This window comes from Salinicola tamaricis, assembly GCF_003006155.1.
Classification (GTDB): Bacteria; Pseudomonadota; Gammaproteobacteria; order Pseudomonadales; family Halomonadaceae; genus Salinicola; species Salinicola tamaricis.
The window spans coordinates 3,591,781-3,616,571 of sequence record NZ_CP023559.1; the positions used below are offsets into that span (position 1 = coordinate 3,591,781).

General features: G+C 64.3%; 24 protein-coding genes and 2 pseudogenes. 6 read left to right on the top strand and 20 right to left on the bottom strand.

Features of this window, described 5'->3' with window-relative positions:
* Positions 1–106 precede the first annotated feature (106 nt).
* Positions 107–1,876 (top strand): flagellar hook-associated protein FlgK, encoded by a 1,770-nt coding sequence (gene flgK, locus CN538_RS16490; RefSeq protein WP_340638152.1) that lies wholly within the window; start codon positions 107–109, stop codon positions 1,874–1,876.
* On the top strand, positions 1,828–3,033 hold the full coding sequence (gene flgL, locus CN538_RS16495; RefSeq protein WP_106420138.1) for a flagellar hook-associated protein FlgL: 1,206 nt from the start codon (positions 1,828–1,830) through the stop codon (positions 3,031–3,033). The genes flgK and flgL overlap by 49 nt, the downstream gene beginning before the upstream one ends.
* Before the next feature lie 171 nt (positions 3,034–3,204).
* On the opposite strand, the gene CN538_RS25505 is transcribed toward flgL, so the two are convergent.
* The 14 genes and pseudogenes from CN538_RS25505 to fliF form a co-directional block, all read right to left on the bottom strand.
* The gene (locus CN538_RS25505; RefSeq protein WP_340638153.1) at positions 3,205–3,519 is read right to left on the bottom strand and encodes a flagellar biosynthetic protein FliR; all 315 of its coding nucleotides are present in this window, start codon (positions 3,517–3,519) and stop codon (positions 3,205–3,207) included.
* Positions 3,494–3,994 carry a flagellar biosynthetic protein FliR gene (locus tag CN538_RS25510; protein ID WP_340638154.1) on the bottom strand — a complete coding sequence of 167 codons (501 nt, stop codon included), beginning with the start codon at positions 3,992–3,994 and terminating at the stop codon, positions 3,494–3,496. The genes CN538_RS25505 and CN538_RS25510 overlap by 26 nt, the downstream gene beginning before the upstream one ends.
* A gap of 10 nt (positions 3,995–4,004) precedes the next feature.
* Positions 4,005–4,214 (bottom strand): EscS/YscS/HrcS family type III secretion system export apparatus protein, encoded by a 210-nt coding sequence (locus CN538_RS16505; protein WP_422917517.1) that lies wholly within the window; start codon positions 4,212–4,214, stop codon positions 4,005–4,007.
* Between the two features lie 91 nt (positions 4,215–4,305).
* Positions 4,306–5,073: a flagellar type III secretion system pore protein FliP gene (gene fliP / locus CN538_RS16510; protein ID WP_422917518.1), complete on the bottom strand. Its 768-nt coding sequence runs from the start codon at positions 5,071–5,073 to the stop codon at positions 4,306–4,308.
* A complete protein-coding gene (gene fliO / locus CN538_RS16515) occupies positions 5,070–5,510 on the bottom strand; it encodes a flagellar biosynthetic protein FliO (protein WP_106420140.1) in 441 nt (146 codons plus the stop codon). Before fliO ends, fliP begins: the two co-directional genes overlap by 4 nt.
* A complete protein-coding gene (fliN, locus tag CN538_RS16520) occupies positions 5,444–6,067 on the bottom strand; it encodes a flagellar motor switch protein FliN (protein WP_242495276.1) in 624 nt (207 codons plus the stop codon). The genes fliO and fliN overlap by 67 nt, the downstream gene beginning before the upstream one ends.
* Positions 6,060–7,106, bottom strand: a pseudogene (gene fliM / locus CN538_RS26465) (flagellar motor switch protein FliM). Before fliM ends, fliN begins: the two are co-directional and overlap by 8 nt.
* A complete protein-coding gene (gene fliL, locus CN538_RS16530) occupies positions 7,090–7,584 on the bottom strand; it encodes a flagellar basal body-associated protein FliL (RefSeq protein ID WP_106420141.1) in 495 nt (164 codons plus the stop codon). Before fliL ends, fliM begins: the two are co-directional and overlap by 17 nt.
* Positions 7,585–7,764: 180 nt before the next feature.
* Positions 7,765–9,162 carry a flagellar hook-length control protein FliK gene (locus tag CN538_RS16535; protein ID WP_164999644.1) on the bottom strand — a complete coding sequence of 466 codons (1,398 nt, stop codon included), beginning with the start codon at positions 9,160–9,162 and terminating at the stop codon, positions 7,765–7,767.
* 124 nt (positions 9,163–9,286) lie between these two features.
* Positions 9,287–9,751 carry a flagellar export protein FliJ gene (gene fliJ / locus CN538_RS16540; RefSeq protein WP_106420143.1) on the bottom strand — a complete coding sequence of 155 codons (465 nt, stop codon included), beginning with the start codon at positions 9,749–9,751 and terminating at the stop codon, positions 9,287–9,289.
* Positions 9,752–9,924: 173 nt separating this feature from the next.
* Positions 9,925–11,157: a FliI/YscN family ATPase gene (locus tag CN538_RS16545; RefSeq protein ID WP_340638354.1), complete on the bottom strand. Its 1,233-nt coding sequence runs from the start codon at positions 11,155–11,157 to the stop codon at positions 9,925–9,927.
* Positions 11,139–12,116 carry a FliH/SctL family protein gene (locus CN538_RS24640; RefSeq protein WP_277985044.1) on the bottom strand — a complete coding sequence of 326 codons (978 nt, stop codon included), beginning with the start codon at positions 12,114–12,116 and terminating at the stop codon, positions 11,139–11,141. Before CN538_RS24640 ends, CN538_RS16545 begins: the two co-directional genes overlap by 19 nt.
* Complete coding sequence (gene fliG, locus CN538_RS16555) at positions 12,103–13,101, bottom strand: flagellar motor switch protein FliG (RefSeq protein ID WP_242495283.1); 999 nt, start codon at positions 13,099–13,101, stop codon at positions 12,103–12,105. Before fliG ends, CN538_RS24640 begins: the two co-directional genes overlap by 14 nt.
* Complete coding sequence (fliF, locus tag CN538_RS16560; RefSeq protein ID WP_106420144.1) at positions 13,098–14,954, bottom strand: flagellar basal-body MS-ring/collar protein FliF; 1,857 nt, start codon at positions 14,952–14,954, stop codon at positions 13,098–13,100. Before fliF ends, fliG begins: the two co-directional genes overlap by 4 nt.
* 316 nt (positions 14,955–15,270) lie before the next feature.
* On the opposite strand from fliF, the gene fliE reads away from it, so the two are divergent.
* Positions 15,271–15,594 carry a flagellar hook-basal body complex protein FliE gene (gene fliE / locus CN538_RS16565; RefSeq protein WP_035473281.1) on the top strand — a complete coding sequence of 108 codons (324 nt, stop codon included), beginning with the start codon at positions 15,271–15,273 and terminating at the stop codon, positions 15,592–15,594.
* A gap of 105 nt (positions 15,595–15,699) precedes the next feature.
* Here fliE and rarD read toward each other — a convergent pair whose 3' ends face one another.
* Entirely contained in the window at positions 15,700–16,638 is a 939-nt protein-coding gene (rarD, locus tag CN538_RS16570; protein WP_106420145.1) for an EamA family transporter RarD, read from the bottom strand.
* Positions 16,639–16,749: 111 nt separating this feature from the next.
* Here rarD and CN538_RS16575 point away from each other — a divergent pair, with 111 nt between their 5' ends.
* Genes CN538_RS16575 through CN538_RS16585 form a run of 3 tightly spaced genes read left to right on the top strand, consistent with a single transcriptional unit; the run spans position 16,750 to position 19,259 of the window.
* Entirely contained in the window at positions 16,750–17,586 is an 837-nt protein-coding gene (locus tag CN538_RS16575) for an amidohydrolase (RefSeq protein WP_106420146.1), read from the top strand.
* Entirely contained in the window at positions 17,583–18,527 is a 945-nt protein-coding gene (gene corA, locus CN538_RS16580) for a magnesium/cobalt transporter CorA (protein ID WP_106420147.1), read from the top strand. The genes CN538_RS16575 and corA overlap by 4 nt, the downstream gene beginning before the upstream one ends.
* A 30-nt stretch (positions 18,528–18,557) precedes the next feature.
* Positions 18,558–19,259, top strand: a complete 702-nt coding sequence (locus CN538_RS16585) for a pseudouridine synthase (RefSeq protein WP_106420148.1) — start codon at positions 18,558–18,560, stop codon at positions 19,257–19,259.
* A 107-nt stretch (positions 19,260–19,366) separates the two neighbouring features.
* Here CN538_RS16585 and CN538_RS16590 read toward each other — a convergent pair whose 3' ends face one another.
* From CN538_RS16590 to CN538_RS25530, 5 genes and pseudogenes are all read right to left on the bottom strand, one after another.
* Positions 19,367–20,950 carry an ABC transporter ATP-binding protein gene (locus CN538_RS16590; RefSeq protein ID WP_106420149.1) on the bottom strand — a complete coding sequence of 528 codons (1,584 nt, stop codon included), beginning with the start codon at positions 20,948–20,950 and terminating at the stop codon, positions 19,367–19,369.
* Positions 20,947–22,077, bottom strand: coding sequence for an ABC transporter permease (locus tag CN538_RS16595; RefSeq protein ID WP_242495284.1), 1,131 nt, complete (start codon positions 22,075–22,077; stop codon positions 20,947–20,949). The genes CN538_RS16590 and CN538_RS16595 overlap by 4 nt, the downstream gene beginning before the upstream one ends.
* A 20-nt stretch (positions 22,078–22,097) precedes the next feature.
* Positions 22,098–23,171 (bottom strand): microcin C ABC transporter permease YejB, encoded by a 1,074-nt coding sequence (locus tag CN538_RS16600; protein WP_106420150.1) that lies wholly within the window; start codon positions 23,169–23,171, stop codon positions 22,098–22,100.
* Positions 23,172–23,179: 8 nt separating this feature from the next.
* Complete coding sequence (locus CN538_RS25525; protein ID WP_340638158.1) at positions 23,180–24,070, bottom strand: ABC transporter substrate-binding protein; 891 nt, start codon at positions 24,068–24,070, stop codon at positions 23,180–23,182.
* A gap of 106 nt (positions 24,071–24,176) precedes the next feature.
* Positions 24,177–24,713 (bottom strand): annotated as a pseudogene (locus CN538_RS25530) (ABC transporter substrate-binding protein); the annotation flags it as partial.
* Positions 24,714–24,791 lie beyond the last annotated feature (78 nt).

The following is a 24,791-nucleotide window of genomic DNA, read 5'->3' on the forward strand; positions in this document are numbered from 1 at the left end:
TGCCAAATCAACGGCCATAACGTTAAAGCGCGTTGGAATGGCGCCGATAATGATCTCAACGTGATTGCAACTCGCCATGCGGTATGGCGCCTGACAGGGATTCGACATGAGCCTGTTCTCGATTGGATTGAGCGGTCTGGGGGCGGCACAGTCCGCACTCTCCACCACCAGTAACAACATCACCAACGTCTATACCGAGGGCTACAATCGCCAGCTGGTACAGCTCGGCGAGAACGCCAGCAGCGGTGAGATGGGTACCGGCGTCAAGGTGAACGGCGTTCAGCGCCAGTACAACGCCTATATCAGTGGTCAGCTCAATCAGGCCAACAGCCGCGAGACGGCGCTCGAGACCTACCAGCAGCAGATCAATCAGGTCGATGACCTGCTCGCAGATGGCGACTCAGGGCTCACGACGCTGATGCAGAAGTTTTTCTCCAGCCTCGAGGATCTCTCCGGCTCGCCGTCGGATGCGGCAGCCCGTGAAGGGGTGTTGGGCACGGCGCAGAGCATGGTGGCGCAGTTCCGCGCCTTCGACACCTACCTGCAGGACATGCGTGACGGCGTCAATGGCCAGATCGGCAGCGTCGTCTCCCAGGTCAACGATCTCAGTGGTCAGGTGGCCGATCTCAACAAGCAGATTACCCTGGCACGCGCCAAGACTGGCGAAGAGCCCAATGCGCTGCTGGACCAGCGTGACAAGCTGGTCGGCGATCTGAGCAAGCTGGTGGATGTCGATGTGACTATCCAGGATGGCTCCACCTATCAGGTGTCGCTCTCCAATGGCTTGCCGCTGGTCGCGGGTAACAAGAGCTATCAGCTGCGCGCCATCGCCGGCGAAGAGGACAGCGCCAACCAGTCGATCGGCTATCGCAACGCCACCGGCGGCGTGCGCCAGCTCAATGCCTCGGTGATACAGGGCGGTGAACTCGGCGGCCTGTTGCGTTTCCGCAATGACACGCTGGACGGGGCGCAGAACAAGCTTGGCCAGCTGGCCGCCAGCCTGGCGAGCAGCTTCAATGCGGTGCAGGAGCAGGGTTTCGATCTCGATGGTGAGCCGGGCGAGAAGTTCTTCTCGATTGGTTCACCAAGTGCCCAGGCCAATATGCGCAACGCTTCCAACGTCACCCTGAGTGCCAGCTACAACGATGCTACGCCGGTGAGCGCCGATGACTACAGGCTTACCTATCAAGGTGGCAGCGGCGACTATCAGCTGCAGAATCTGACCAGCGGCGAAACCTCGACCGTCGCTCCCAATGCGGATGGCGATCTGGTCTTCGGGGGCGTCGTGGTCACGCCTAGCGGTACGCCGGCCGATGGCGATACGTTCCTGGTGCAGCCGACACGCAATGCCGCGGCGGGTTTCGACATCGCCTTCACCGATACCAGCCGTTTTGCCGCGGCGGCCAGTGCCAACGGCGGCAGTGGCGACAACGGCAACGCGCTCAAGCTGCTGGATCTTCAGAACCAGAAGCAGGTGGGTGGGCAGGCCACCTTCAGCGGTGCCTACGCCGCCCTGGTCAGCGATGTCGGCAATCAGTCGGCGATCATCAACGCCAATCTCACCACTCAGCAGGGGCTGGCGGACCAGCTCTACAGCTATCAGCAGGCCGATTCCGGGGTCAATTTGGACGAAGAGTACGCCAACCTGCTGCGCTATCAGCAGTACTACACCGCCAACGCCAAAGATCATCGATGCCGGCACCTCGGTGCTCGACACGATTCTCGGCCTGAGAAGCTAAGCCTTTGGCCTTCGTCCCCCAGGGAGAAGGCCGCGTACCGAATCGACCAAGCGCGTGCCCGCTGTGGGCACCCAGTCAGGAGAGTGTCATGCGCGTCAGCACCGTCATCATGTTCGAGCGCAGCGTCAGTTCGATGAACCGGCAGCAGAGCCAGTTCATGGAGATCGGCGAGAAGATCGCCTCCGGCAAGCGCGTCGTGCGCCCCTCGGACGACCCCCAGGCGGCAGCGCGTGCGGTCGGCGTCTCGCAGTCGATGGCGACCAACAACCAGCAGTCAGACAGCCGTATCACCGCGCGCAACGCGCTGAGCCAGGAAGAGAGCGCGCTCAACAGCGTGACCGACGCGCTGGTCCGTGCCAAGGAGCTGCTGGTACAGGGCGGTAATGGCACGTTGAACGACGCCGCTCGCCAGTCCATGGCCAGCGAACTGCGCGGCGTCTACGAGGCGCTGGTAGGGCAGGCCAATGCCACCGATGGTAGCGGCAACTATCTCTTTGGCGGCTACAAAGATGGCGCGGCACCCTTTGTCGAGACCAACGGCGGTATCAGCTACCAGGGGGCTACCGAGGGCCGCGAGCAGAAGGTCGGGCCGTCACGCCTGATGGCGGTAGGCAATACCGGCGACGAAGTGTTTCAGCGCGTGGCCACCGGTGCCGGCTATCTGGCCCGGGCAGGAGACGGCAATGACGGATCACTCACCTTCTCCGGCCCCGAGACCATCGATACCACGGCGAACGGCTATGGCAGCACCTTCGACGTCACCTTTAGTGACAACGGGGATGGTACTTACGATTACAACGTGAGCGGTGGCCCGGGCGGCAGCGGTACCTACGACGGCAAGAGCGGTGCGATCGAGGTTGGAGGCGTGCGCCTCAAGCTCGAGGGGCGCCCGGCGGATGGTGATACGCTCACCATGGGCCGCGCCCAGAACATGAATCCCGACGTCTTCGGCGCGCTCGAGAAGATGCTCGGTGCGTTGGAGACGCCGATCGATTCCGATCAGGCTCAGGCAGCCTTCACCAATACGCTCTCCACCACCAGTCGCGAGATGGACAACGCGCTGGACAACGTGCTGACCGTACGCGCGTCGGTAGGGGCGCGCCTCAACGAACTCGACGTGCTGGATACCGTAGGTAACGATCGTAATGTCGCCTACACCCAGACCAAGAGCGACCTGATCGATCTCGACTACAACTCGGCCGTCTCTGAGTATGTGCTGCGTCAGGTCGGGTTGCAGGCGGCACAGAAGTCATTCATGAATCTCCAGGGCACCTCGCTGTTCGACCTGGTTTGACGAACACGGGTTGTAACGTTATCTGAGATAACGTCATCTGGTTCGGCGAGCCCAATACGGCGCCCGGCTGCGAAGCACTTCGTAGCCGGGCGTCGGCGTTTTCGATCGGCGTTTTCAAAGAGCACCGAAGAAACGCTGGTTTCAAGTAGCGCCGAAAGGGCGCTGGGGGAATCAGCCGCTGCCGGCCATTTGTTCGATCATACCCTGCATGAACTGCAGCTGGTGCTCGAACAGGTCGCTCAGGAAACCACCCAGGTTGGGCGTCAGCGCCAGAATCATTGCCAGGCCGGCGGTGAGGGTCATGGGGAAGCCGATGGAGAAGATCGTCAGCTGCGGCGAGGCGCGGTTGAGAATTCCCAGCGACAGATTGATCAGCAACAGTGAAGCAACCACCGGCAGAGCCAGCAGTAGTCCCGAGGTGAAGATGGTGCCGCCCCAACGGGCCAGTGTCTCGGCGAAGCTAGCGTCGATCGAAGTGGCGCCCACCGGGAGCACCTCGAAGGTCCAGGCCAGGATCTCGAGTGATCAGATGTCCGTTCAGTGCCAGGAACATCAGCAGTGTGATCATCTCCAAAAAGCGCGACAGCACCATGGTATTGGTGCCCGAGTCGGGCGAGAAGAAAGTCGCAAAGCCCAGGCCCATCTGCATGCTGATGTATTCGCCGGCGTTGATCACCACCGCGATCATGATCCGTAGCACCAGGCCCATGGCGGCGCCGATCAGAATCTGCTGCAGCATGATGCCGACGCTCTCCAGCGAAAACAGCGGTACGCTGGGCATCGGTGGCAATGACGGTGCGATGGCGAAGGCCATGGCCACGCCAAACAGCAGCTTGAACTGGCGCGGTACGCTCGACCAGCTCCAGATCGGTGAGGCGGTCAGAAACGCCAGAATGCGCACGCTGGGCCAGCCGAACAGCTGGAGCCAGGCCTGCCACTGAGCGCTGGTGATATCGATCATGCGGAACGGCTTAGTTGACCATCTGCGGAATGTTCGTCAGCAGCTCGATGGTGAAATTGCTCAGCAGTTGGATCAACCACGAGCCGGAAATGATCAGTGTGAAGACCCGAGAATCTTGGGGATGAACGACAGCGTCATTTCGTTGATTGGGTCGAGGCTGAAACAGACTCACCAGCAGGCCGATCAGCAGTGCCGTGAGCAACAGGGGACCGGCCATCATCAGCGTAAGCTCATTCCCTGGTAGGCAGGCTCATACCATTTCGGGCAGTCATTGCACACCTCCGGGCCGGCCACCGCAGTGGCCGTGCATGTCAACTCATATAGAAGCTCTGGGTCAGCGAACCGATCAGCAGCTGCCAGCCGTCCACCAGCACGAACAGCATCAGCTTGAACGGCAGCGAGATCGTCGCTGGCGGTACCATCATCATGCCCAGCGACATCAGCACGCTGGCTACTACCAGGTCGATGATCAGAAACGGAATGAAGATGGTGAAGCCGATCTGAAATGCCGTCTTGAGCTCGCTGGTGGCGTAGGCGGGCACGAGAATGCGCATCGGCACATCTTCCGGCCCCTGCATCTCGCCGATCTTGGCGATTCGCGCGAACATCGCCAGATCGCTCTTGCGGGTCTGTGCCAGCATGAATTCGCGAATCGGCTGGCTGCCCCGATCGAGTGCCTGTTCCAGCGAGATCTGCTCCGCCGCATAGGGCTGCCACGCGTCTTGATAGACGCGATCGAGTACCGGCGACATCACGAAGAAGGTCAAGAACAGCGCCAGGCCGATCAGCACCTGGGTCGGCGGTGACGACTGCGTGCTCATGGCGGTACGCAGCAGCCCCAGCACGATGATAATGCGGGTGAAGCAGGTCATCATCAGCAGCAGGGCGGGCAGGAACGCCAGCGACGACAGGAACAATAGCGTCTGCAGGCTGAGCGACCAGCGCTGCCCGCCGTCGCTCAGCGGCTCGCTGACGATACCCGGGAGGGTTTGGGCCAGCGCTTGAGTCGCCGGCGCCAGCAGCAGGGCGAGAGCGATCAGCGCGAGGGCCACATCACGGGGGCGAGGGCGGACACTCACGGTTCGTCCTCCCGGCGTTGGCGCGGCTTGAGCGATTGGCGCAGATTGTGCTGCATCGCCTGGCGCAGGCGACTGGCGAAGCTGCCCGTGAGCGGTGGGCCTACCGGTCCATCGGGTGCGGGTGGCGGCACTGGCGGTGAGTCCAGGGTGTCGAGCTTGGTGACCTGGCCACCGCCCACGCCGAGCACCAGCCAGCGATTCTCGACCTCGACGATGACCACGCGCTCGCGCTGGCCTACCGAGGTGCTGGCGACCAAGCGCAGATGCTTGCCACCGCCTCGTCGCTGGGTGCCCAGGCGCTTCAACAGCCAGGTGCACAGCAGGATGATGGCGATGACCACCAGCAGCGAGACGGCGGTCTTGCCCATCATCAGCAGGCCGATATCGCTATGGGTGCCACTGCCCAGCGGCTCGGCCTGGCGGGCAAGATCTTCCATCGGTTGAGTTTCTGCACGCGCTCGGAGGGGGTGATGATCTCGGTGATACGGATGCCGTACTTGTCCTCGACCACCACGACCTCGCCCTGGGCGATCAGATAGCCGTTGATCAGGATGTCCATCGGTTCCCCGGCTAGACCGTCCAGTTCCACCACTGAGCCCTGGGCGAGTTCCAGCAGCTGCTTGATGGTGATGCGCGTACGCCCGAGCTCGACCGAGAGCTTTACCGGGATGTCCATGATGATGTTGAGATCACGGGTCGGATGCGACGGGCCGTCCTCGTCGAACGACTGGAACATCGTGCGCTCATCGGCAGCGCTGACGAAGGACGCATCGTCACTCTCTTTGTTCGGCTTGGCCGTTTTGGGCTCCGACCGCGGCGCCGGTTTGGCGGCGGGCTGCGGTTCGGGTTCTGGCTCAGGCTCAGGCTCGACGCCTTGTTCGGCCATGGCGGCAGCCCAGAGATCTTCGGCGTCTTCCTGTGTCGCCGCCTGGGATTGCTCATCTTGTGGCTTGGCGCCATCGGCCGGTGAGCCGGGCTTGTTGTCGTCACTCATTGTCGAAATCCTTCATGGCGGAATAGGTACCATGGTCGATCAGATGCTTGACGCGCAGAGCGCGCTGGCCCTGACGCGTGCCATATTCGCAGGCCATGACCGGCACGCCGTCGACCCGCACGTCGAGAACCTGCGGTAGGTCGATGGGCAGGACGTCACCCACTTCCAGCGCCATCACCTCGCCCAGAGTGGCATCGATATCGGCGAAGTCGGCGATCAGTTCGACCTCTGTCTGGCGAATCTCGCCGGCCATGCGCGACTCCCACTGGGCGTCGTTGCTGCCGTAGACGCCGATCGGACTCGACAGGACGTCGCGGATCGGCTCGATCATCGAGAACGGAATACAGATGTTAAGTCGCTGGCCAGATTGCCCACTTCGAGATGGAAGGTGCTGTTGACCACGATCTCATTGGGTGAGTTGGTGATATTGGCGAAACGCACCTGCATCTCCGAGCGCATGTATTCGACCTCCAGCGGGTAGACCGACTTCCACGCGTCGCCGTAGCCGTCCAGCGCCAGCGACATCAGACGCTGGATGATGCGCTGCTCGGTGGCGGTGAACTCGCGCCCGTCCGATTTGGTCGGGAAGCGGCCGTCGCCACCGAACAGGTTGTCGACCACCATGAATACCAGACTGGGCGGAAAGACCAGCAGGGCAGTACCCTTCAGCGGCTTGAGGCTGATCAGGTTGAGATTGGTCGGCACTGGCAGGTTGCGCGCGAACTGGCTGTAGCTCTGATAACGCACGCCGGACACCGTGATATCGGCGCTACGCCGGATCAGGTTGAACAGCGCCACACGGAACAGGCGCGCGAAACGCTCGTTGATGATGTCCAGCGACTGCATGCGCTCGCGGATGACCCGGTGCTGATTGGCCGGATCGAACGGACGCGTGCGCTTCTCGCCGGACGTCCTCTTCTTCGGCTTGCTTGTCGTCGTCATCGCCGCTGACGCCGTTGAGGAGGGCGTCGATCTCTTCCTGCGACAGCAAATCGTCTTGGACATGGGTAACCTGGCGCCGCCTACTGCACGATGAAATCGGAGAACAGCACGTCGTCGATCGACAATTTGGGCTGTGGTGTGGTGATCGGCGTATCGAACAGGCCGAGGATCTCACGCTTCAGCTCGACCTTGCCCTGCGGCTTGATCAGCTCTTCGGCACTCTTGCCCGACAGCAGCATCAGTAGCCGGCTACGGATTTCGGGCATGTGCTGAACCAGGAAATCGCTGGTGGTCTGATCACCGACCCGCAGCGACAGGCCCACATAGAGCAGGCGGTCGCCATAATCGCTCTGCAGATTGACAGTGAACGGGGCGATGGTGACGAAGATAGGTGTCGGCGGTTCGGCCGGCTTCTCCTCTACCGCAGCGACGTCCTCGGCGCCGCTTTTCGAGTCGAGGAAGAAGTAGACCGCGGCTGAGCTGGCGGCTGCCAGCAGCACGATCAACAGACCGATGATCAGGCGCGAGCGTTTCTTGCGTGGCGCGGCTTGAGGTGCAGCCATTGCATCTGCCATGAATAGGAATCCTGGAAAGTTGCAGCGGATTATGCGCTGTCGCGATGACCGGTCATTGCCGGAAAAGGGCCCCATCCCCTGCGCTAACTGCGCCTTTCAGACGGGGCGGGCCCCTGTGCCTTGCACGACAGCAAGAGTGGCGCCGGCGAGTGCCGGCCCCCGTGTTATCGGCAGCACGGATCAGGCATAAAGGTTGATATTGCCGCGGGCGCCGAGCAGCGCGTTCAGCGCTGTGGTGGCCGCGTCGGCCGGCTCGTCGAGGGTGGCCAGTGCACTGGCGTCGAGCGCAGCGCCCGGTGTACCACGGCCATCGTTTTCCTGCTGGTCACGCTGGAACTGACCGTGGTCGCCGACCATCGCCTCGCCGAGAGCAATACCGCTCTGGGCCAGCGCCTCACGCAGCTGTGGCAGGGCGGCTTCGACGGCCGCGCGCACTTGCGCGTGCGCGGAGAGAATCTGCAGCTGAGCCTGATTGTCATGGACATTCAGGCTGACACTCAGGGCGCCGAGTTCGCGGGGGTGTAGCTTCAGTTCCATCTGGCCGTCGCCACGCTGCTGCATCTGCAGCACCTGCTGGCCCAGAGAAGCGGGCCACTGGGGCGACTGAACCGCGACGGGCAGGGCGTGACTCGGCACGGCCGCGGGCGCTGTACTGGGCGGCATCGCCATCGGTGAGCCGCTGTGCTGCTGCAGCTGGCCGGCAAAGCCCGCGTTGGCCTCGGTTGAGGCGCTGTGACCGCGGCTCAGCGAGGATAGCTCTACTCCCTGGACCGCAGTTTGGGTGCGCGCCGCCAGCTGCTCCGCGGTCAAAGGTGTGTCCGTACCGGCAGCCGTCTGTACCTGGGTCGAGGCCTGCTGCCCTGACGCCGCGCGCGTGAGCAGGGCGGCGAGCGGCGACTCGCCACGAGCGTTCGCGTCGCGTTGGGCCAGGGTGTCGCTATGGCGCTGAGCCGCCGCCGAGTCCAGTGCGGACGACAGCACGCGAGCGCCGGTACGCGCCGCTTCGCCATCGTCGGCGGGCGCTTGACCGGCGAGGTCGCGGGTGGCGAGTCCGATGGCTGAGGCCAGCACGTTCGCCGAGCCTGCGAGGCCCTTCGATGTCGAGATGCCAGGCGTCAAGAGTTGCCCGCTACGGGGATCCGTCGACATACGCTGATCGCCAGTGGTGCTCAGCGGCTGCAGACCGGCGAACAGCGCAGCCAGCGCCAGCGCATCGGCTTGTTCGCTGGTTGCCTTCCGTTGGCCGTCCGTGTCGGTGAGCGCCTGGGTAATGGCGTCGTCACTGGCACCGGTGGCCTTTTCGAGCAGGGCGCCAAGTGTCTCGGCGATGTCGTCGCCACTGGCGTTGGCCGTGTCCGCGAGTGCCAGTTTGGCGATGGCATCGGCCGGCAGTCGAGCGCTGGTGTCGTCGTTCAGGCGGGCGGCATCGGGGCGCGCCTCGCGGCCGCCGGCGGTCTCAGCGTTCGACGGCGAGCGTGGCTGAGCGCCGGCCTGAGTCAGCGCTGCGGCGAAGCTTGTCGATGGCGATGCCTCGCCGCTCGACTTGGCACTTGCTGCCTTATCGCCTGTAGCGGTCATACGGGGAATCGGTGTCACGTCCATGCGTGTCGTCATCTCGCTGTGAGTGTCGGGGTCTGTGCCCCGTTACCGCCTGACTGTTGCCCACTGCTGACTAGTCAACCACCGGCTAGTCAACCACTGGCTAATAGGTGCGGCCGTTATCCTGCTGACGCCGACGCAGCTGGGCTGCCATCTCGTCGCTGTGTCGCTGTTCTGCGCGTGCGTGGTGCTGCAGCTGATCGCGCTCACCACGGGCGTAGAGAGTGTCGTAAGCGTTGAGCTTGCGCTGTTCACCGCGCCAGCGGGTCACGCCGTTCTCGACTCTCGACTCCTGCTCGCTGAGCACCCGACGCTGCTGGGCAATGGCGCTGTCGAGCGAACCCAGGAACTGCTGGAAGTCTCGCCACTGGGTCGATGAGACGCCCTCGGTCAGGCTGGCGTGGAGCTTGTGCTGATACTCTTCGCGATACTGCAATAGCTGCTCCAGGCGCGTCTCGGCCTCCTGGCGCTGACGCTGCAGCTGCCCCAGATCCTTGACCGCCTTGTCGCTGCTGTCTCGCGCGAGATCGCGCAGCATCGCCATGGCTTGCATGTTGGCCAAAATCATACCTCCGTGATCCGGACGTCACGCGATGAGAGAGCCGTGACCGAGTGCCATTGTGGGACACACCTAGCCAGGGCAAAGCATCGATTAGCGTGCGCCGAAAGCGGCTATTCGGCCTGTGAAGCGGGCGGTTCGGGGTCTATCCCGGCCCCGCCCGTCTCGGGTCCGACAGCACCCTAGTCGGTCTCCGGCAGCAGGCGATCCAGCTCGGTCAGCGTGTGCGCCATGTCGGAGATCTCGTCCATGCCCTGCTGGAGAAAGGCCTCCAGCCGCGGGTAGAGCGCTACCGCGCGGTCGAGCTGCGGATCCTGGCCGCTCACATAGGCACCCACGTTGATCAGGTCACGGTTGCGCTGATAGCGCGAGATCAACTGCTTGAAGCGCTGCGCCTGACGCAGCCGCTTGCCGCTGACCACCGCCGGCATGGCGCGGCTGATCGAGGCTTCGATGTCGATCGCCGGATAGTGGCCGCTCTCGGCCAGGGCCCGCGAAAGCACGATATGGCCGTCCAGAATGGCGCGCGCCGAGTCGGCGATGGGATCCTGCTGATCGTCGCCTTCGGTGAGTACGGTATAGAAAGCGGTGATCGAACCGCCGCCGCGTTTACCGTTGCCGGCGCGTTCGACCAGCCCCGGCAATTTGGCGAATACCGACGGCGGGTAGCCCTTGGTCGCCGGCGGCTCGCCGATCGCCAGCGCGATCTCGCGCGCGGCCATGGCGTAGCGAGTGAGCGAGTCCATGATCAGTAGGACGTTGCGCCCCTGATCGCGGAAATCCTCGGCCAGGCGGGTGGCGTAGGCGGCCCCCTGCATACGCTGTAGCGGAGAGGTGTCCGCCGGCGCGGCCACCACCACCGCGCGTGCCAGTCCCTCCTCACCCAGAATATTCTCGATGAAGTCCTGCACCTCACGACCGCGCTCACCGATCAGGCCGACCACGATGACGTCAGCGTTGGTGAAGCGTGCCATCATGCCCAGCAGCACACTCTTGCCCACCCCGGAACCGGCGAAGAGCCCCATGCGTTGGCCACGGCCAATGGTCAATAGACCATTGATAGCGCGGATGCCGACGTCGATGGCGGATTCTATGGGGCGCGGGCCAGGGGATTGATCGGTGGTGTCTCCAGCGGCGCGTGCGGGGTCAGGTCGAGCGGGCCACGTGTATCGAGCGGCGCGCCCGTTGCCATCGACGATCCGCCCCAGTAGCCCCTCGCCAAGCGGGAACCGGCGCGCGCTGGCGATATCCAGCCGGTTCCCGCTCAGCGCCAGCACACGCGCGCCCGGCAATAGTCCGCTGGTATCCGCCAATGGCATCAAGAACAGTTTGTCGCCGGCAAAGCCGACCACTTCGGCTTCGGCGAAGCGCTCGTCACCTTGTCCCGAGAGTTCGATCAGGCAGGCACTGCCCAGCGCGGCAGGCGCAGGCCAACCGCTTCGAGGACCAGCCCGGTGGCGCGGGTGATGCGTCCTTCGTGACGGTAGTGCGACAGCGACTCGATGCGGTGGCGTACTTTCTCCAGCGTCTGCTGCCAGTGATGCTGGTGGCGCGCGGCGTCGGGAGTGTTGGTATCGGGCTCACTCATCGGGATCTGTGGCATCCCGCGTATCGGAAGTGTCGGAGGCCTCAGCGGCGTCTGGCGCGGCCGGCTGGCGTCGCCGGCGCTGATCGAGAATCGCCTTCCACTGGGTTCCCAGGCTAGCGTCAGCCCGCCGCTGGCGCTGGTCACGCGGCATCCGCCGCGCTCGAGCGAATGGTCGGCACAGCACTCCCAGCCGCTGGCCTCGAGGGTGTCACCGATTGCCGCGCTCACCAGGGCAAGATCGTCCGGATGTAACCACAGGCGCGACTTGCCATTGAGGCTATGGTCCGCCTCGAGCAGCTCGCGCACCACGCTCAGGATATGCTCGGGATTGGCGGCCAGCGACTCCCCGGCCAGCTGGCGGCCAGTGATCAGGGCCAGCTCTACCAGCTGGTTGGCGGTTTCGTCATCGAGTTGGGCCAGGGCCTCGCGGAAACTCTGGGCAAGACCGGCAAGCGGCGTCAGGTGCAGCGACACGCGTTTGTGAAATTCGAGTTCCGCGGCGGCGTTGGCGGCCGCGAGACCCTCGGCGTAGCCCTCACGGTAGCCCGCGCCATGCCCTTCGGCATGACCCGCCTCGTAGCCTTGGTTGCGTGCCAGCTCGGCCTCGGCGCGCAGAGCCGCTGCCTTGGCGCTCTGCTGCTGAGCCGCTGCGGCCTCGGCATGTTCACCTTTGGCATGGCCGGCCGACGCGGGGTGCTGGCGCTCGAGTTCACCCATTTGCCAGCGGTGCCAGCGCTCGCCGTCGGCATATGAGTTCGCGCCGCGTCGGCGATCAGACGTAGCCATCGTCGCCACCGCTCAGAGCGATTTCGCCGGAGTCGGCCAGGCGCCGTACCACGCCGAGAATCGTCTTCTGTTCGTTCTCCACCTGGGACAGGCGTACCGGGCCGCGGTTCTCCATGTCCTCGCGCATGAGCTGGGCCGCGCGCTGGGACATGTTGCGGGTAAACTTGTCGATGAGGGCCTCTTCCGCGCCGCGCAGGGCGATGACCAGGGAGTTGGTCTCGATCTCGCGCAGGATGAGCTGGATGCCGCGATCGTCGATATCGAGCAGGTTCTCGAACAGGAACATCTCGTCGATGATCTTCTGGGCCAGGTCTTCGCTGTGCGCGCGGACCACGTCGATCGCTTGCTCCTCCTGGGAGGAGTTCATCAGGTTGAGGATCTCGGCGGCGGTTCTCACGCCGCCCATCTTGCTGCGCTTGAGGTTGGTGCCGTCGAGCATCGAGCTGAGTACCTCGGTCAGTTCCTGCAGCGCCGCCGGCTGCACGCCGCTGAAGGTGGCGATACGCAGCATCACATCGTTGCGCAGCTTGTCGTCGAACTGCTCCAGAATGTCCGCCGCCTGGTTGCGATCCAGGTGAACCATGATGGTGGCGATGATCTGCGGATGCTCGTCGCGGATCAGTTCGGCCGCCATCGAGGCTTCCATCAGATTGAGTGAGTCGATCCCGGAGGCGGTGTTGGAACTCTCCAGGATGTCCTCGATCAGACTGCTGGCACGTTCGCTGCCCAGCGCCTTGGTCAACACCGAGCGGATATGGTCATTGGTGTGCAGGTTGATCGCGGTGAACTGTTCCGCCTCGTTGTGGAAGTCGCGCAGCACGTCGGCCATGTCCTGGTGCGATACCTGGCCGAGCTGCGCCATCTCCTGACTGATCTCCTGCACCTCGCGGGAAGAGAGGTACTTGAACACTTCGGCCGCGCTGTCTTCATCCAGCGAGAGCAGGAGGATCGCGCCGCGGCGGGCGCCGGTCATCTGCGTCGTCATGACTTGTCCTCCATCCAGCTTCTGACCACCATCGCCACCAGACGCGGATCTTCCTGGGCGATCTCGCGCGCGTCCTTGAGATCCTGCTCGTAGCCCGAGGAGCGACGCCGACTGCGCTCGCGAGTCGAATTGACGGGAGCAGGCTCGTCATCGCCGCCGGCTTCGCTCACCTGCTGGTAGCTGGCGGCGCCGGCCGCGCCCGAGACACCCGAGGTTGCGTTGAAGGCGGCGGGCTGGGCATCGCGGGTCTGGCGTCGAACCAGTGGCTTGACCACCTTGAACCACAGGAACATGGCGACCAGGGCGACCAGCAGATATTTCAGTACGCTCTGTCCGAGACTCCAGATCTCAGGCGACTGCCACCAAGGTTGCGGGGTGAAAGTCGGCTCGCTGGTCTGGAAAGGGCTGTTGACCACCGCCAGGTCGTCTCCACGGGCCTGCGAGTAGCCCATGGCCTGGCGTACCAGGCCGCGGATCTGATCCATCTCGGCATCGCTCAGGGCGACCGCCTTGGGTTGGCCATCGTCACCGGTGGTCTCGCGATAGTTGACGACCACAGCGACCGATAGCCGCTCGAGGGCGCCGCTGTGCTGCTTGACGTGCTCGACGGTGCGGTCAACTTCATAGTTGATAGTGCTGTCACGGCGCATTTGCCCAGTCTGGGCGTTACCATTCTGGGTGGTCTGACCCTGACCGCCGTTGTTGTTGCCAGCGTTATTGCCCGCTCCGTTAGCGGCGTTGTTATTGCCTGCATTGTTGTTGCCGGCGTTGTTGTTTCCGGCGTTATTGCCGTTGCCATTGCCGTTTGCCTGGGTGCCCGGCGCGTTGATCGGCGATGCCGCGGTACCCGGCGGCTGGTTGCTTAGGGCGCCGGGGATGCCCATGGCGAGATCGGCATCGCTCTGGTAGGAGGCGCTGTTCTGCTCGCTGCGCACTGCGGCCTCGTTGGAGCCCTGGTTGGGTCCGTAGCGCTCGGCGGTCTGCTCGCGTTGGGCGAAGTCGACCTGAGCGGTCACCTGCGCCTTGACGTTCTTGGCTCCGACGATGGGGGCGAGGATCGCCTCGATACGCTGGGCGTAGGTCTTTTCCAGATTGTGGACGTAGTCGAGCTGGGTACCGTCGAGCTGTGTACCGTCACCTTGATCACGGGTTAGCAGGTCGCCGTTCTGATCGATCACGGTGACGGCGTCAGTGGCCAGCTCGGGTACGCTGCTCGAGACCATGTGTACGATGGCGTTGACCTGGCCGGGGCTGAGCACGCGCCCGGGCTGCAGGTCGACCACCACCGAGGCGCTGGCGGGTTCGCTCTCGCGCACGAACACAGAGGGTTTGGCCATGGCCAGATGCACCCGTGCCCGGTCGACGCTGCCGAGGGTGGCGATGGTGCGGGCGAGTTCGCCCTCCAGCGCGCGCTGGTAATTGACCTGCTCGGCGAACTGGCTGATGCCGAAGGCCTGATTGTCCATCAGCTCGAAGCCGACGCCGCTGGCCTGGGGAAGTCCCTGCTCGGCGAGCTTGAGACGTAGCGGGCGCACCTGGTCGGCCGGCACCAGCAGCGCCTGCCCACCTTCGCTGAAGCGATAGGGCACGCCCATGGCATCGAGCTGGGTGATGATGCGCCCGCCGTCGGCGTCAGTGAGCGTCGAATAGAGCACTCGATAATCGGGCGCGCGCGCCCACAGCAGCAAAGCAACGACGATCGCCAGCGCGGCGGCGCCGGCGACGATCAGAGGGATACGCGGGTTACCCTGCAGCTTGCTCAGCCATTCACGACCGGGCTTCTGCGCGGCGCCGGCGCGTGATGACTGCGCGCCGGCTGCCTGAGTGTCGTTGGGCGACGTGGCCGTGCTCATGCCGCGCCCCGCTCAGCGACCGTGATTTGACTCGACGACATACGGTTTTTCCGTTCCCTGCATCGCGGACTGCTCGTCCCGGAGCGGGGCCCGCGCTCGCAAGCGGGCCCCGCTCCGGGGGCATAGGTGTGATGGCAGCCATTATGTGTTTGAACGTAAACCCCGAAGACGGGAAAAGCCGATGTTTTCGCGCGCATTTAGCGCGATGGCATGGCGTCCCTGGCTGCTAGTCTGCGAGCGTCCCATCCATCGTGTGGCGCCATGGCGCTGTCGATCGGGTCACCGTCATCAGGCAACCCTTTTACAGGAAATCCGCATGAGTGTTCCCGCCATTCAGGCCGCGCTGCAGCAGATGCAGGCGCTGTCTAACCAGGCCGCCGGGCAGAGTGCCGGTGCTGCGGCTGCTCCCGATCAGCCCGGCAGCTTTGCCGGCGAGCTTCAGGCTTCGCTCGGACGGATCAACCAGATGCAGCAGAGCGCCAACCAGCAGGCCATGGCGTTCCAGGCCGGTGATCCCGACGTCGCCCTGAACGACGTGATGATCGACATGCAGAAGGCCAGTGTCTCCTTCGAAATGGGCGTACAGGTACGTAACCGTCTGGTGACTGCCTATAAGGATGTCATGAGCATGCAGATTTAGCGCTACCCATGCGCTGTCATGGCGCCCGCCGCTGGTTTCAGCGGCGGGCGCTTTGCGTTGAACGGGTGGCCAGCTTGTGTCTTGTCGCCGTGGCGGGTGTCGGCGTCAGCGCGTGCTTCGCCCCCGCCAGGCATCGAGCGAATAGCAGGCCAGTCCGACCCAGATCAGCACGAAGGTGATCAACTGGGTCAGCGACAAGGGCTCGTCGAATACCCACAGCGCCAGTGCGAACTGCAGCGTCGGGTTGATGTACATCAGAAAGCCCACGGTGGAGAGACGCAGGCGTCGAGCGGCACCGGCGAAAGCCAGCAGCGGCAGGGTGGTGAGCACGCCGCTGACCACCAGCAAGGTGGTATTGGTCAGTGCGATACCGAAGTGTGAGGCATCCTGGGCCATGAGCCAGGTCAGGGCGGCGAGGCTAAAGGGTAGCAGCAGGGTGGTCTCGGCAAACAGACCCGACAGGCCGTCGAGAGGCACCTGCTTGCGCAGCAGCCCATAAGTGCCGAAAGTGGCCGCCAGCGCCAGACTGATCCAAGGCAGGCGGCCCAGTACCACGAGCTGGATCAGAATCGCGATCAGTGCCAGGGCGATCGCCACGCCCTGCCAGCGGCTCAGCCTCTCCTTGAGTATCAGCATGCCGAGGGCGACATTGACGAGCGGGGTGATGAAGTAGCCCAGGCTGGCCTGGAGCACGTGCTGGCTCTCGACCGCGTAGATGTAGAGCCCCCAGTTGAGTCCGATCAGCACTGCGCAACCGAGTACCGGCAGCAGCCCTCGGGGCTGGCGGAAAGCCGCCTGTACCGGCGACCAGCGCCGCATCAGGGTGATCACCAGTGCCAGGAACAGGCACGACCACAGGATGCGGTGGATCAGTATCTCTCCCGCCGGCACGCCGTCGAACAGGGCGAAGAACAGTGGAAAGCAGCCCCAGATGCCGTAGGCGGCCAGCCCGAAGCCGACGCCACGACGCGCCTCGCGACGTTGCGCGATGGCGTTCTCTGTGGACGTTGCGGATGGCGGGGTAGAGCGCTTGGCGGCTGACATGGTGGTGATTCTCTGGCTGTTCGAGGTGGCGGCTCGGTAATCTATCATGTCCGCGGCGCGCTTCGGGTGCGAAAATGGTTCCAGAATCCCGGCATGAACAAGGAGATACCCATGAGCGACCTGCGCGTCACGCTGATCCAGACAGAGCTCCATTGGGAGGATCCGGCGGCCAACCGGGCGCTGCTCGAAGCACGGATGGAGGCGCTGGATTCGACGCAGACCGACCTGATCGTGCTGCCCGAGATGTTCGCCACTGGTTTCACCATGAATGCCGCTGCACTGGCCGAGCCCGCCGGGTCGAGCGCTTCGCTGGCCTGGCTCGAGCAGCAGGCGCGCGAGCGTGGCTGCGCCATCACCGGGAGTCTGGCGATCACCGAGGGTGGGCGAGCCTACAACCGCATGGTATGGGCCGAGCCCGGTGGCCGCACGCTGACCTACGACAAGCGTCATCTTTTTCGAATGGGTGAGGAGCCGCGCCACTACGCTGCCGGTAGCCGGCGCCGGGTGGTCGAGTATCGTGGTTTGCGGATCCTGCTCGCGGTCTGCTATGACCTGCGCTTTCCGGTCTGGCTGCGCCAGCAGCCACCCCAGGGCGAGGCGTTCGAGTACGATCTGCTGCTGTGCGTGGCCAACTGGCCGGCGCCCCGGCGGCGCCCATGGCGTACACTACTAAAGGCGCGGGCAGTGGAGAACCTGAGCTATGTGGTCGGCGTCAATCGCATCGGCCAGGATGGCAACGGTCTGGTCTACAGCGGAGACTCCCTGGCCGTGGACTTCAAGGGCGACCCGCTGGTGGATCATCCACCCGAGACGCCTTTCGTCGAGACGGTGACACTGTCGGCAGCGGCACTGTCATCGTTTCGCGATACCTTTCCCGCCTGGAGAGACGCAGATGCCTTTGCGTTGACCGACTTCGATGATGACCTGCAGAGTAAGGATGGGCAATGATCCGAACCTTTCGCCTCGACCAGAACGATTTTCAAGAGCTCAGCGAAGGCCCCATCGCCGAACGCCTGCTGGAGGCCAACTGGATCGACGCCTACGATCTCGATGACGACGATCGCGAGGCGCTGAAGCCGTTCCTCGCCGATGAGCTGCCGGCCAATACCGATATCGAGGAGATCGAATCTTCGGCACGCTTCTTCACCGACACCGATGGCCTGCACGTGCACTCGCTGTTTCTGTCACGCAACGAGGGCAAGCATCAGACCAACACCGTGGTGTTCATCCTGCAATCGCAGCGCCTGCTCTCGCTGCGCGAGGACGACCTGGCCGATTTTCGCCTGTTCCGGCTGCGTGCGCGGCGCGGTCAGACCGAGGCCCACTCACCGCAGTCGTTGATCGTCACGCTGTTCGAGCAGAAGGTCGAGAACCTCGCCGACAGCATCGAGGACATGCACCGCGACCTCGAACAGGTCAGCCATATGGTGTTGGAGATCGAGGATGCCGATCTGGAGGAGGCGATCGATCGGCTGGCCAAGGTCGAGGATAGCGTGGGCAAGATCCGTCTGTGTCTGATGGATACCCAGCGCTCGCTCTACTTCCTCATTCGCCACCTGCGCTATCACGCCGAGCTGCAGCAGGCCAAGGAAGCGCTACAGGACGTCGAGGTGCTGATGTCCCACAGCACGTTTCTGTCAGACAAGGTCAACTTCCTGATGGATACCACCCAGGGCTTCATCAATATCGAGCAGAACCAGATCATCAAAATCTTCTCGATCGCCTCGGTGGTGTTTCTACCGCCGACCATGATCGCCAGCATCTACGGGATGAACTTCCACGTGATGCCCGAACTCGACTGGAGCTTCGGCTATCCGATGGCGATCGGGCTGATGGCGCTATCAGGGATCTCGCCCTATCTCTACTTCAAGTATCGCGGCTGGCTGTAAGCCCGCCGCCCCAAGGAAAGTTTCGAATTCATGCGGTTGGACAGATTTCTCAGTGAAGCCACCGAGCTGACGCGCAGCCAGGCCAAGCGTGCCCTGCGTCAGCTGGAAGTCAGTGTCGATGGCGAGATCGTGCGCGACGCTTCGCGTCAGGTCTCGGATACCCAGGACGTTCGTTGGCAGGGAGCGCCGCTGGCGCGTGTCGGCTGGCGCTATCTGATGCTGCACAAGCCGGTCGGGGTAGAGTGCTCGCTGCGCCCGGCTCATTACCCCTCGGTGATGAGCCTGATCGAGATCGAGCAGATCGAGCGCTTGCACCCGGTAGGGCGACTGGATGTCGATACCTCGGGGCTTTTGCTGATCAGCGATGATGGCCAGTGGACCCATCGGGTGACCTCGCCCAATCGGGCCTGCGTCAAGCGCTACCGTGGCGAGATCGCCGAGGCGATGTCGGAGAGCGTCGCTGCCCAAGTGGCGCAGCAGTTCGAGAAGGGCATCACGCTGCAAGGTGAAGAGAAACCGACCCGACCGGCCACGTTCGAGCGGGTGGGCCCGCACGAAGTGCTGATCGGTGTCACCGAAGGGCGCTATCATCAGGTGCGGCGGATGATGACGGCGGTGGGTTATCCACTGACGTCGCTACATCGCGAAGCGATCGGCCCGCTCAGCCTCGATCCGATGCTCGAACCCGGTGAGTGCCGGCATTTGCGTCCGGAGGAGATCGCGGCCTTTTAGGCCGCATCTTCCTGCGTCGGCGGGCTCGGGTTATGCAGTTTATACCGTTATCTTGTCTGCCTGTTTTTCATCTCTTCATATGATTTCCGCGGCATACCGTTTTCACGTTAGTCGAGAGCGGCCGCGGCGATCAGGGCACGGGTGTAATCGCTGGTCGGGGCATCGAGCACCTGGGCACACTCGCCGCTCTCCACCACCTGACCCTCCTTGAGCACCAGGATCTGGTGCGCCACGGCGCGCACCACGGCGAGATCATGGCTGATGAACAGATAGCTGATGCCATGACGTGCCTGCACCTGGCGCAGTAGTTCGATCAGCTGTTTCTGCACGCTGCGGTCCAGCGCCGAGGTGGGCTCGTCCAGCACCAGTAGGCGCGGTTTGAGAATCAACGCCCGGGCGATGGCGATGCGCTGGCGCTGGCCGCCGGAGAATTCGTGCGGATAGCGCTGGGCACAGTCTGCCGGCAGATTGACCTCGGCCAGGGCCTCGACGACGCGTGTCGTCAGCGTGGCCTCATCCAGTTCCGGGTGATGGAAGCGCAGACCCTCGCTGATGATATCGGCGACCGGCATGCGCGGTGACAGCGAGCCGTAGGGGTCCTGGAACACGATCTGGAACTGCGGACGGCGTCGGCGCAGGGCGTTGCCCTTGAGGCGGTCGAGGCGTTCACCGTCGAATTCTATCTCGCCATGGGCAGGCAACAGCCGGATCAGGGCGGCGGCAAGCGTGCTCTTGCCCGAGCCGGATTCGCCCACCAGGCCCAGCGTCTCGCCCTGGCGCAGGCTGAGCGAGAGCGGTGCCAGGGCGACGAAGGCCGGCGGCCGCGGCCGCAGCAGGGGTTTCGGGCGCAGGAACTCGACCCCGAGGCGGCGCGCTGCCAGCAGCGTGGGGGCATTGGCGGGCGGCGCCGGTGCCGTGCCGGCGGGCGTGGCGTCGATCAGGGCGCGGGTATAGCCCGCCGCGGGCGCGTCGAATACCCGTGCCGTCGGGCCGCTCTCGACCACCTGGCCGCGATGCATGACCACCACCCGGTCGGCATGGCGGCGCACCAGATTCAGGTCGTGGCTGATCAGCAGGATGCCCATGCCGTGATCCCGACGCAGCTCGTCGAGCAAGGCGAGTATCTCTTGCTGCACGGTGACGTCGAGAGCGGTGGTCGGCTCGTCGGCGATCAACAGTTGCGGGTCGTTGGCGATGGCCATGGCGATCATCACGCGCTGACGTTGGCCACCGGAGAGCTGATGTGGGCGTGCCGCCAGGAGCTCCTCGACCCGCGGCAGGCGCACCTGTTCGAGCAGCTGGCGGCAGCGCCGTATGGCGCGCTCACCGCGCAGGCCCTGATGCAGTCGCAGGCTCTCGCGCAGCTGCTTGCCCACCGTGTGCAGCGGGTTGAGCGAGGTCATCGGCTCCTGAAACACGAAACCGATGCGCCCGCCGCGCAGGGCATTCCACTGCCGCGCGGTGAGGCGCGCCAGGTCTTCGCCGGCAAAATGCCGTCGCCCGCTGACCTCGCTGCCGGGCGGCAGCAGCCCCAGCGCGCCGAGGGCGCTGACCGACTTGCCAGAGCCGGACTCGCCGACAACGGCGACGGTTTCGCCCGGCGCCACCTCCAGATCGAGCCGGGTCACGGCCTGAAAACCGCCGACGCGAATCGCCAGAGCTTCGAGTGAGAGCAGTGGGGGATGGCTCATGGCAAGGCCCTCGCGCTATCGATTCTGTCGGGGCTGTCGGTAATAGCGCCGGGCATGGCGGTGGCGACGATATGCCGTGGATCGAAGGCGTCGCGCAAGCCCTCGCCGATGAATACCAGCAGCGACAGCATCACGCTGAGAGAGAGAAAAGCGGTGATGCCAAGCCACGGCGCCTGCAGATTGTTCTTGCCCTGGGCCACCAGCTCGCCCAGCGAGGGGGACCCGGGGGGCAGGCCGAAACCGAGAAAGTCCAGCGCGGTCAGGGTGGTGATGGCGCCGGTAAACAGAAACGGGATGAAGGTGAGGGTGGCGACCATGGCGTTGGGCAGCACGTGGCGCCACATGATCAGTCGCGAAGGCAGGCCCAGTGCCCGTGCCGCGCGCACGTACTCCAGGTTGCGCGCGCGCAGGAACTCGGCACGCACGATATCGACCAGCCCCAGCCACGAGAACAGCAGCATGATACCCAGCAGCCACCAGACGTTGGGCTCGACCAGGCTGGCGAGGATGATCAGCAGGAACAGCACCGGCAGACCCGACCAGATTTCGATCAGCCGCTGACCGAACAGGTCGACCTTGCCACCGTAGTAGCCCTGCACGCCACCGATCAGCACGCCGAGTACGATCGAGCCGACGGTCAGGGCGAGGGCAAAGGCGACCGAGAGGCGAAAGCCGTAGAGCACCCGAGCGAAGACATCGCGACCCTGGTCATCGGTGCCGAGCCAGTGGCGCAGGCTGGGCGGCGAAGGCACCGGACCCTGGATATCGCGATCCAGGGTCTGGTAGGAGAACGGCACCGGTGGCCATAGTGCCCAGCCGTGATGCTCGATCTGCTCGCGCACGAAGGGATCGCGATAGTCGGTGGTGGTGGGCAGAAAGCCGCCGAACTCGGTCTCCGGATAGTCCACCAGCAGCGGCACGTACCAGTGGCCCTGGTACTGCATCACCAGCGGTTTGTCGTTGGCGATCAGCTCGGCGCCCAGGCTCACCACGAACAGAAGGGTGAACAGCCATAGCGAGACGTATGCGCGACGGCTGGCGCGAAAGATCTGCAGCCGTCGGCGCGCGATGGGAGAGAGCCGCAAGCGGCGCTGGCGCGAAGCCTCGGCATTCACGGGTGGGGTCACGTCGCTCATCATGTCCCTCATCACGCCTCTCGGGTAGCGAAATCGATACGCGGATCCACCCAGACGTAGGTGAGATCCGAGATCAGCTTGAGCAGCAGGCCGATCAGGGTATACAGGTAGAGGGTGCCGAAGATCAGCGGATAATCGCGCTGCATCACAGCCTCGAAGCCCAGCAGCCCTAGGCCGTTTAGCGAGAAGATCACCTCGATCAGCAGCGAGCCGGTGAAGAAGATGCCGATCAGTGCCGACGGCATCCCGGCGATGATGATCAGCATGGCGTTGCGAAAGACGTGTCCGTAGAGCACGCGGCGCTCGGAGGCGCCCTTGGCACGAGCGGTGAGCACGTACTGCTTGTGGATCTCATCGAGGAAGCTGTTCTTGGTCAGCATGGTCAGGGTGGCGAAACTGCCGATCGCCGAGGCGGCCACCGGCAGCGTGATGTGCCAGAAGTAGTCCTGTACCTTGCCGAGCAGCGAGAGCTCGTCGAAATTGGCCGAGGTCAGCCCGCGCAGGGGGAACCAGTTCAGGTAGCTGCCGCCGGCAAAGAGCACGATCAGCAGGATTGCGAACAGGAAGCCAGGGATGGCGTAGCCAACGATCACCACCCCCGACGACCAGACGTCGAACGCGCTGCCGTGGCGCAGCGCTTTGCGAATCCCCAGCGGGATCGAGATCAGGTAGACCAGCAGCGTGGTCCATAGCCCTAGCGAGATCGACACCGGCAGGCGGTCGAGAATCAGATCGAGCACCGGTCGCCCGCGGAACAGGCTATCGCCGAGATCGAAGGTGGCGTAGTCGCGCAGCATCAGCGCGAAACGCTCCCAGGCCGGCTTGTCGAAGCCGAACTCCTGGGTCAACTGCTGGCGCAGCTGGTCATCGATCCCCGCTGCACGCATACCGCGCTGGCCGCCGACGCTGTCCCCGCCGCCGCCTTCCAGACCGGTGCTGGCGTTACTGCTCAAACCCTCGAAGCGCGCCATCATCTGGTCGATGGGGCCACCGGGGGCCGCCTGCACGATCACGAAATTGAGCAGCAGAATTCCCAGCAAGGTGGGGATCATCAGCAGCAGGCGACGCAGAGCATAGCTGGCCATGGAAACATTCACTCCTGCCCGCGCTGACGCGCGGTGATCGCCGGGGCGCGGTCCGGGTCGACCCACCACACGCTGAAATCCGGGGTATAGCGCGGGAACGGCTGCGGATAGCCGAACTTGTTCCACAGTGCCACCCGAGTGCCATCGAAGTTCCACTGCGGCACCACGTAGAAACCCCAGCGCAGTACCCGGTCGAGGGCGCGCGCGGCGGTGTCCAGCGCGCTGCGGCTGTCGGCGCGAATCAGATCGTCGACCAGCGCGTCGACCACCGGGTCGCTGACCCCGGCGAGATTGCGGCTCTGCGGCGTCTCGGCGTAGGCGCTGGTCCAGAAGTCACGCTGCTCGTTGCCCGGGTTGGCCGACTGCGGGTAGCTGCCGACGATCAGGTCGAACTGGAACTGGCGCAGCCGGCTCAGGTACTGGTTGACATCGACCACACGGATGCGGCTCTGGATGCCGAGCCGGGCCAGGTTGTGCACGAAGGGCTGGGTGATGCGCTCGAATTGGCTATCGTAGAGCAAGAACTCCAGCGTCAGCGGACGCCCGCTCTGGTGCTCGACCATGACCCCGTCGCGCACCTCATAGCCCGCCTCACGCAGTAGTCCGAGAGCCTGGCGCAAGCGTGGGCGCAGCCCCTGGGGCTGGTCGATCGGCAGCGGCTGGTCGAACACCGCCGCCGGGAGTTGATCGCGGTAGGGGGCCAGCAGCTTCAATTCAGCCGGGCCGGGCAGGCCGCTGGCGGCCATCTCGGAGTTCTGGAAATAGCTCTGGGTGCGGCGGTAGGCGCCATAGAAGATGTGCTGGTTGAGCCAGTCGAAATCGAAAGCCAGGTTGAGCGCGTGGCGCACGCGGGGGTCGGAGAGTGCCGGGCGGCGGGTATTGATGATATAGCCCTGCATGCCGGCGGGCTGCCCGTCGGGAACGATTACCCGGCGGATCGCACCGTCTGCCACCGCTGGGGTCGTAGGCGGTGGCCCAGTTCTTGGCGCTGCCTTCCAGGCGCAGATCGAGCGCGCCGGCAAGAAAGGCCTCCAGCGCCACCGACTGATCGCGGAAGTAGTCATAGACCAGGCGATCGATGTTGTAGCGACCGCGGTTGATCGGCAGATCGCGGCCCCAGTAGTCGTCGACCCGGCGATAGACGATACGCCTGCCGGGGTCGACATCGGCGATGGCGTAGGGGCCGGAGCCGAGCAGCTTGTCGAGGGTCGGGCGGGTGAAATCGCGCCCCTGCCAGTAGTGCTCGGGCAGCACCGGCAGCTGGCCCAGGATCAGCGGCAGTTCGCGGGAGTGGTTGTCGGGGAACTCGAAGCGCACGCGATACGTGTCGAGCGCGGTGACCGAGTCGACGGCGGCATAGTAGGCGCGATAGAAGGGCGAGCCCTTGTCGCGCAGCAGACGAAAGCTGAACACCACGTCGGCGGCGGTGACCGGGGTGCCGTCGTGGAAACGCGCCTCGGGGCGCAGGTCGAACTCGATCCAGTGGCGGTCGGGGTCGAGCCGCACTCCGGCGGCGAGCAGCCCGTACATGGAAGGGCTCATCGGCGCTGGAGGCCATCAGGGTGTCGTAGATCTGCTCGAGCCCGCTGGCGGGGGTGCCCTGGATGATGAACGGATTGG

Coding starts and splice junctions, on each gene's coding strand:
- fliL (WP_106420141.1), bottom strand. CDS start 7,584: ATGGCAGATGCAATGGCTGCACCTCAAGCCGCGCCACGCAAGAAACGC.
- fliF (WP_106420144.1), bottom strand. CDS start 14,954: ATGAGCACGGCCACGTCGCCCAACGACACTCAGGCAGCCGGCGCGCAG.
- CN538_RS16600 (WP_106420150.1), bottom strand. CDS start 23,171: ATGGCCAGCTATGCTCTGCGTCGCCTGCTGCTGATGATCCCCACCTTG.
- fliN (WP_242495276.1), bottom strand. CDS start 6,067: ATGAGTGACGACAACAAGCCCGGCTCACCGGCCGATGGCGCCAAGCCA.
- CN538_RS24640 (WP_277985044.1), bottom strand. CDS start 12,116: ATGGCTACGTCTGATCGCCGACGCGGCGCGAACTCATATGCCGACGGC.
- flgK (WP_340638152.1), top strand. CDS start 107: ATGAGCCTGTTCTCGATTGGATTGAGCGGTCTGGGGGCGGCACAGTCC.
- rarD (WP_106420145.1), bottom strand. CDS start 16,638: ATGTCAGCCGCCAAGCGCTCTACCCCGCCATCCGCAACGTCCACAGAG.
- CN538_RS16590 (WP_106420149.1), bottom strand. CDS start 20,950: ATGAGCCATCCCCCACTGCTCTCACTCGAAGCTCTGGCGATTCGCGTC.
- fliJ (WP_106420143.1), bottom strand. CDS start 9,751: ATGATTTTGGCCAACATGCAAGCCATGGCGATGCTGCGCGATCTCGCG.
- CN538_RS25525 (WP_340638158.1), bottom strand. CDS start 24,070: ATGCAGGGCTATATCATCAATACCCGCCGCCCGGCACTCTCCGACCCC.
- CN538_RS16575 (WP_106420146.1), top strand. CDS start 16,750: ATGAGCGACCTGCGCGTCACGCTGATCCAGACAGAGCTCCATTGGGAG.
- corA (WP_106420147.1), top strand. CDS start 17,583: ATGATCCGAACCTTTCGCCTCGACCAGAACGATTTTCAAGAGCTCAGC.
- fliO (WP_106420140.1), bottom strand. CDS start 5,510: ATGGAAGATCTTGCCCGCCAGGCCGAGCCGCTGGGCAGTGGCACCCAT.
- flgL (WP_106420138.1), top strand. CDS start 1,828: ATGCGCGTCAGCACCGTCATCATGTTCGAGCGCAGCGTCAGTTCGATG.
- CN538_RS16535 (WP_164999644.1), bottom strand. CDS start 9,162: ATGACCGCTACAGGCGATAAGGCAGCAAGTGCCAAGTCGAGCGGCGAG.
- fliE (WP_035473281.1), top strand. CDS start 15,271: ATGAGTGTTCCCGCCATTCAGGCCGCGCTGCAGCAGATGCAGGCGCTG.
- fliG (WP_242495283.1), bottom strand. CDS start 13,101: ATGACGACGCAGATGACCGGCGCCCGCCGCGGCGCGATCCTCCTGCTC.
- CN538_RS16585 (WP_106420148.1), top strand. CDS start 18,558: ATGCGGTTGGACAGATTTCTCAGTGAAGCCACCGAGCTGACGCGCAGC.
- CN538_RS16505 (WP_422917517.1), bottom strand. CDS start 4,214: ATGATGGCCGGTCCCCTGTTGCTCACGGCACTGCTGATCGGCCTGCTG.
- CN538_RS25510 (WP_340638154.1), bottom strand. CDS start 3,994: ATGATCGATATCACCAGCGCTCAGTGGCAGGCCTGGCTCCAGCTGTTC.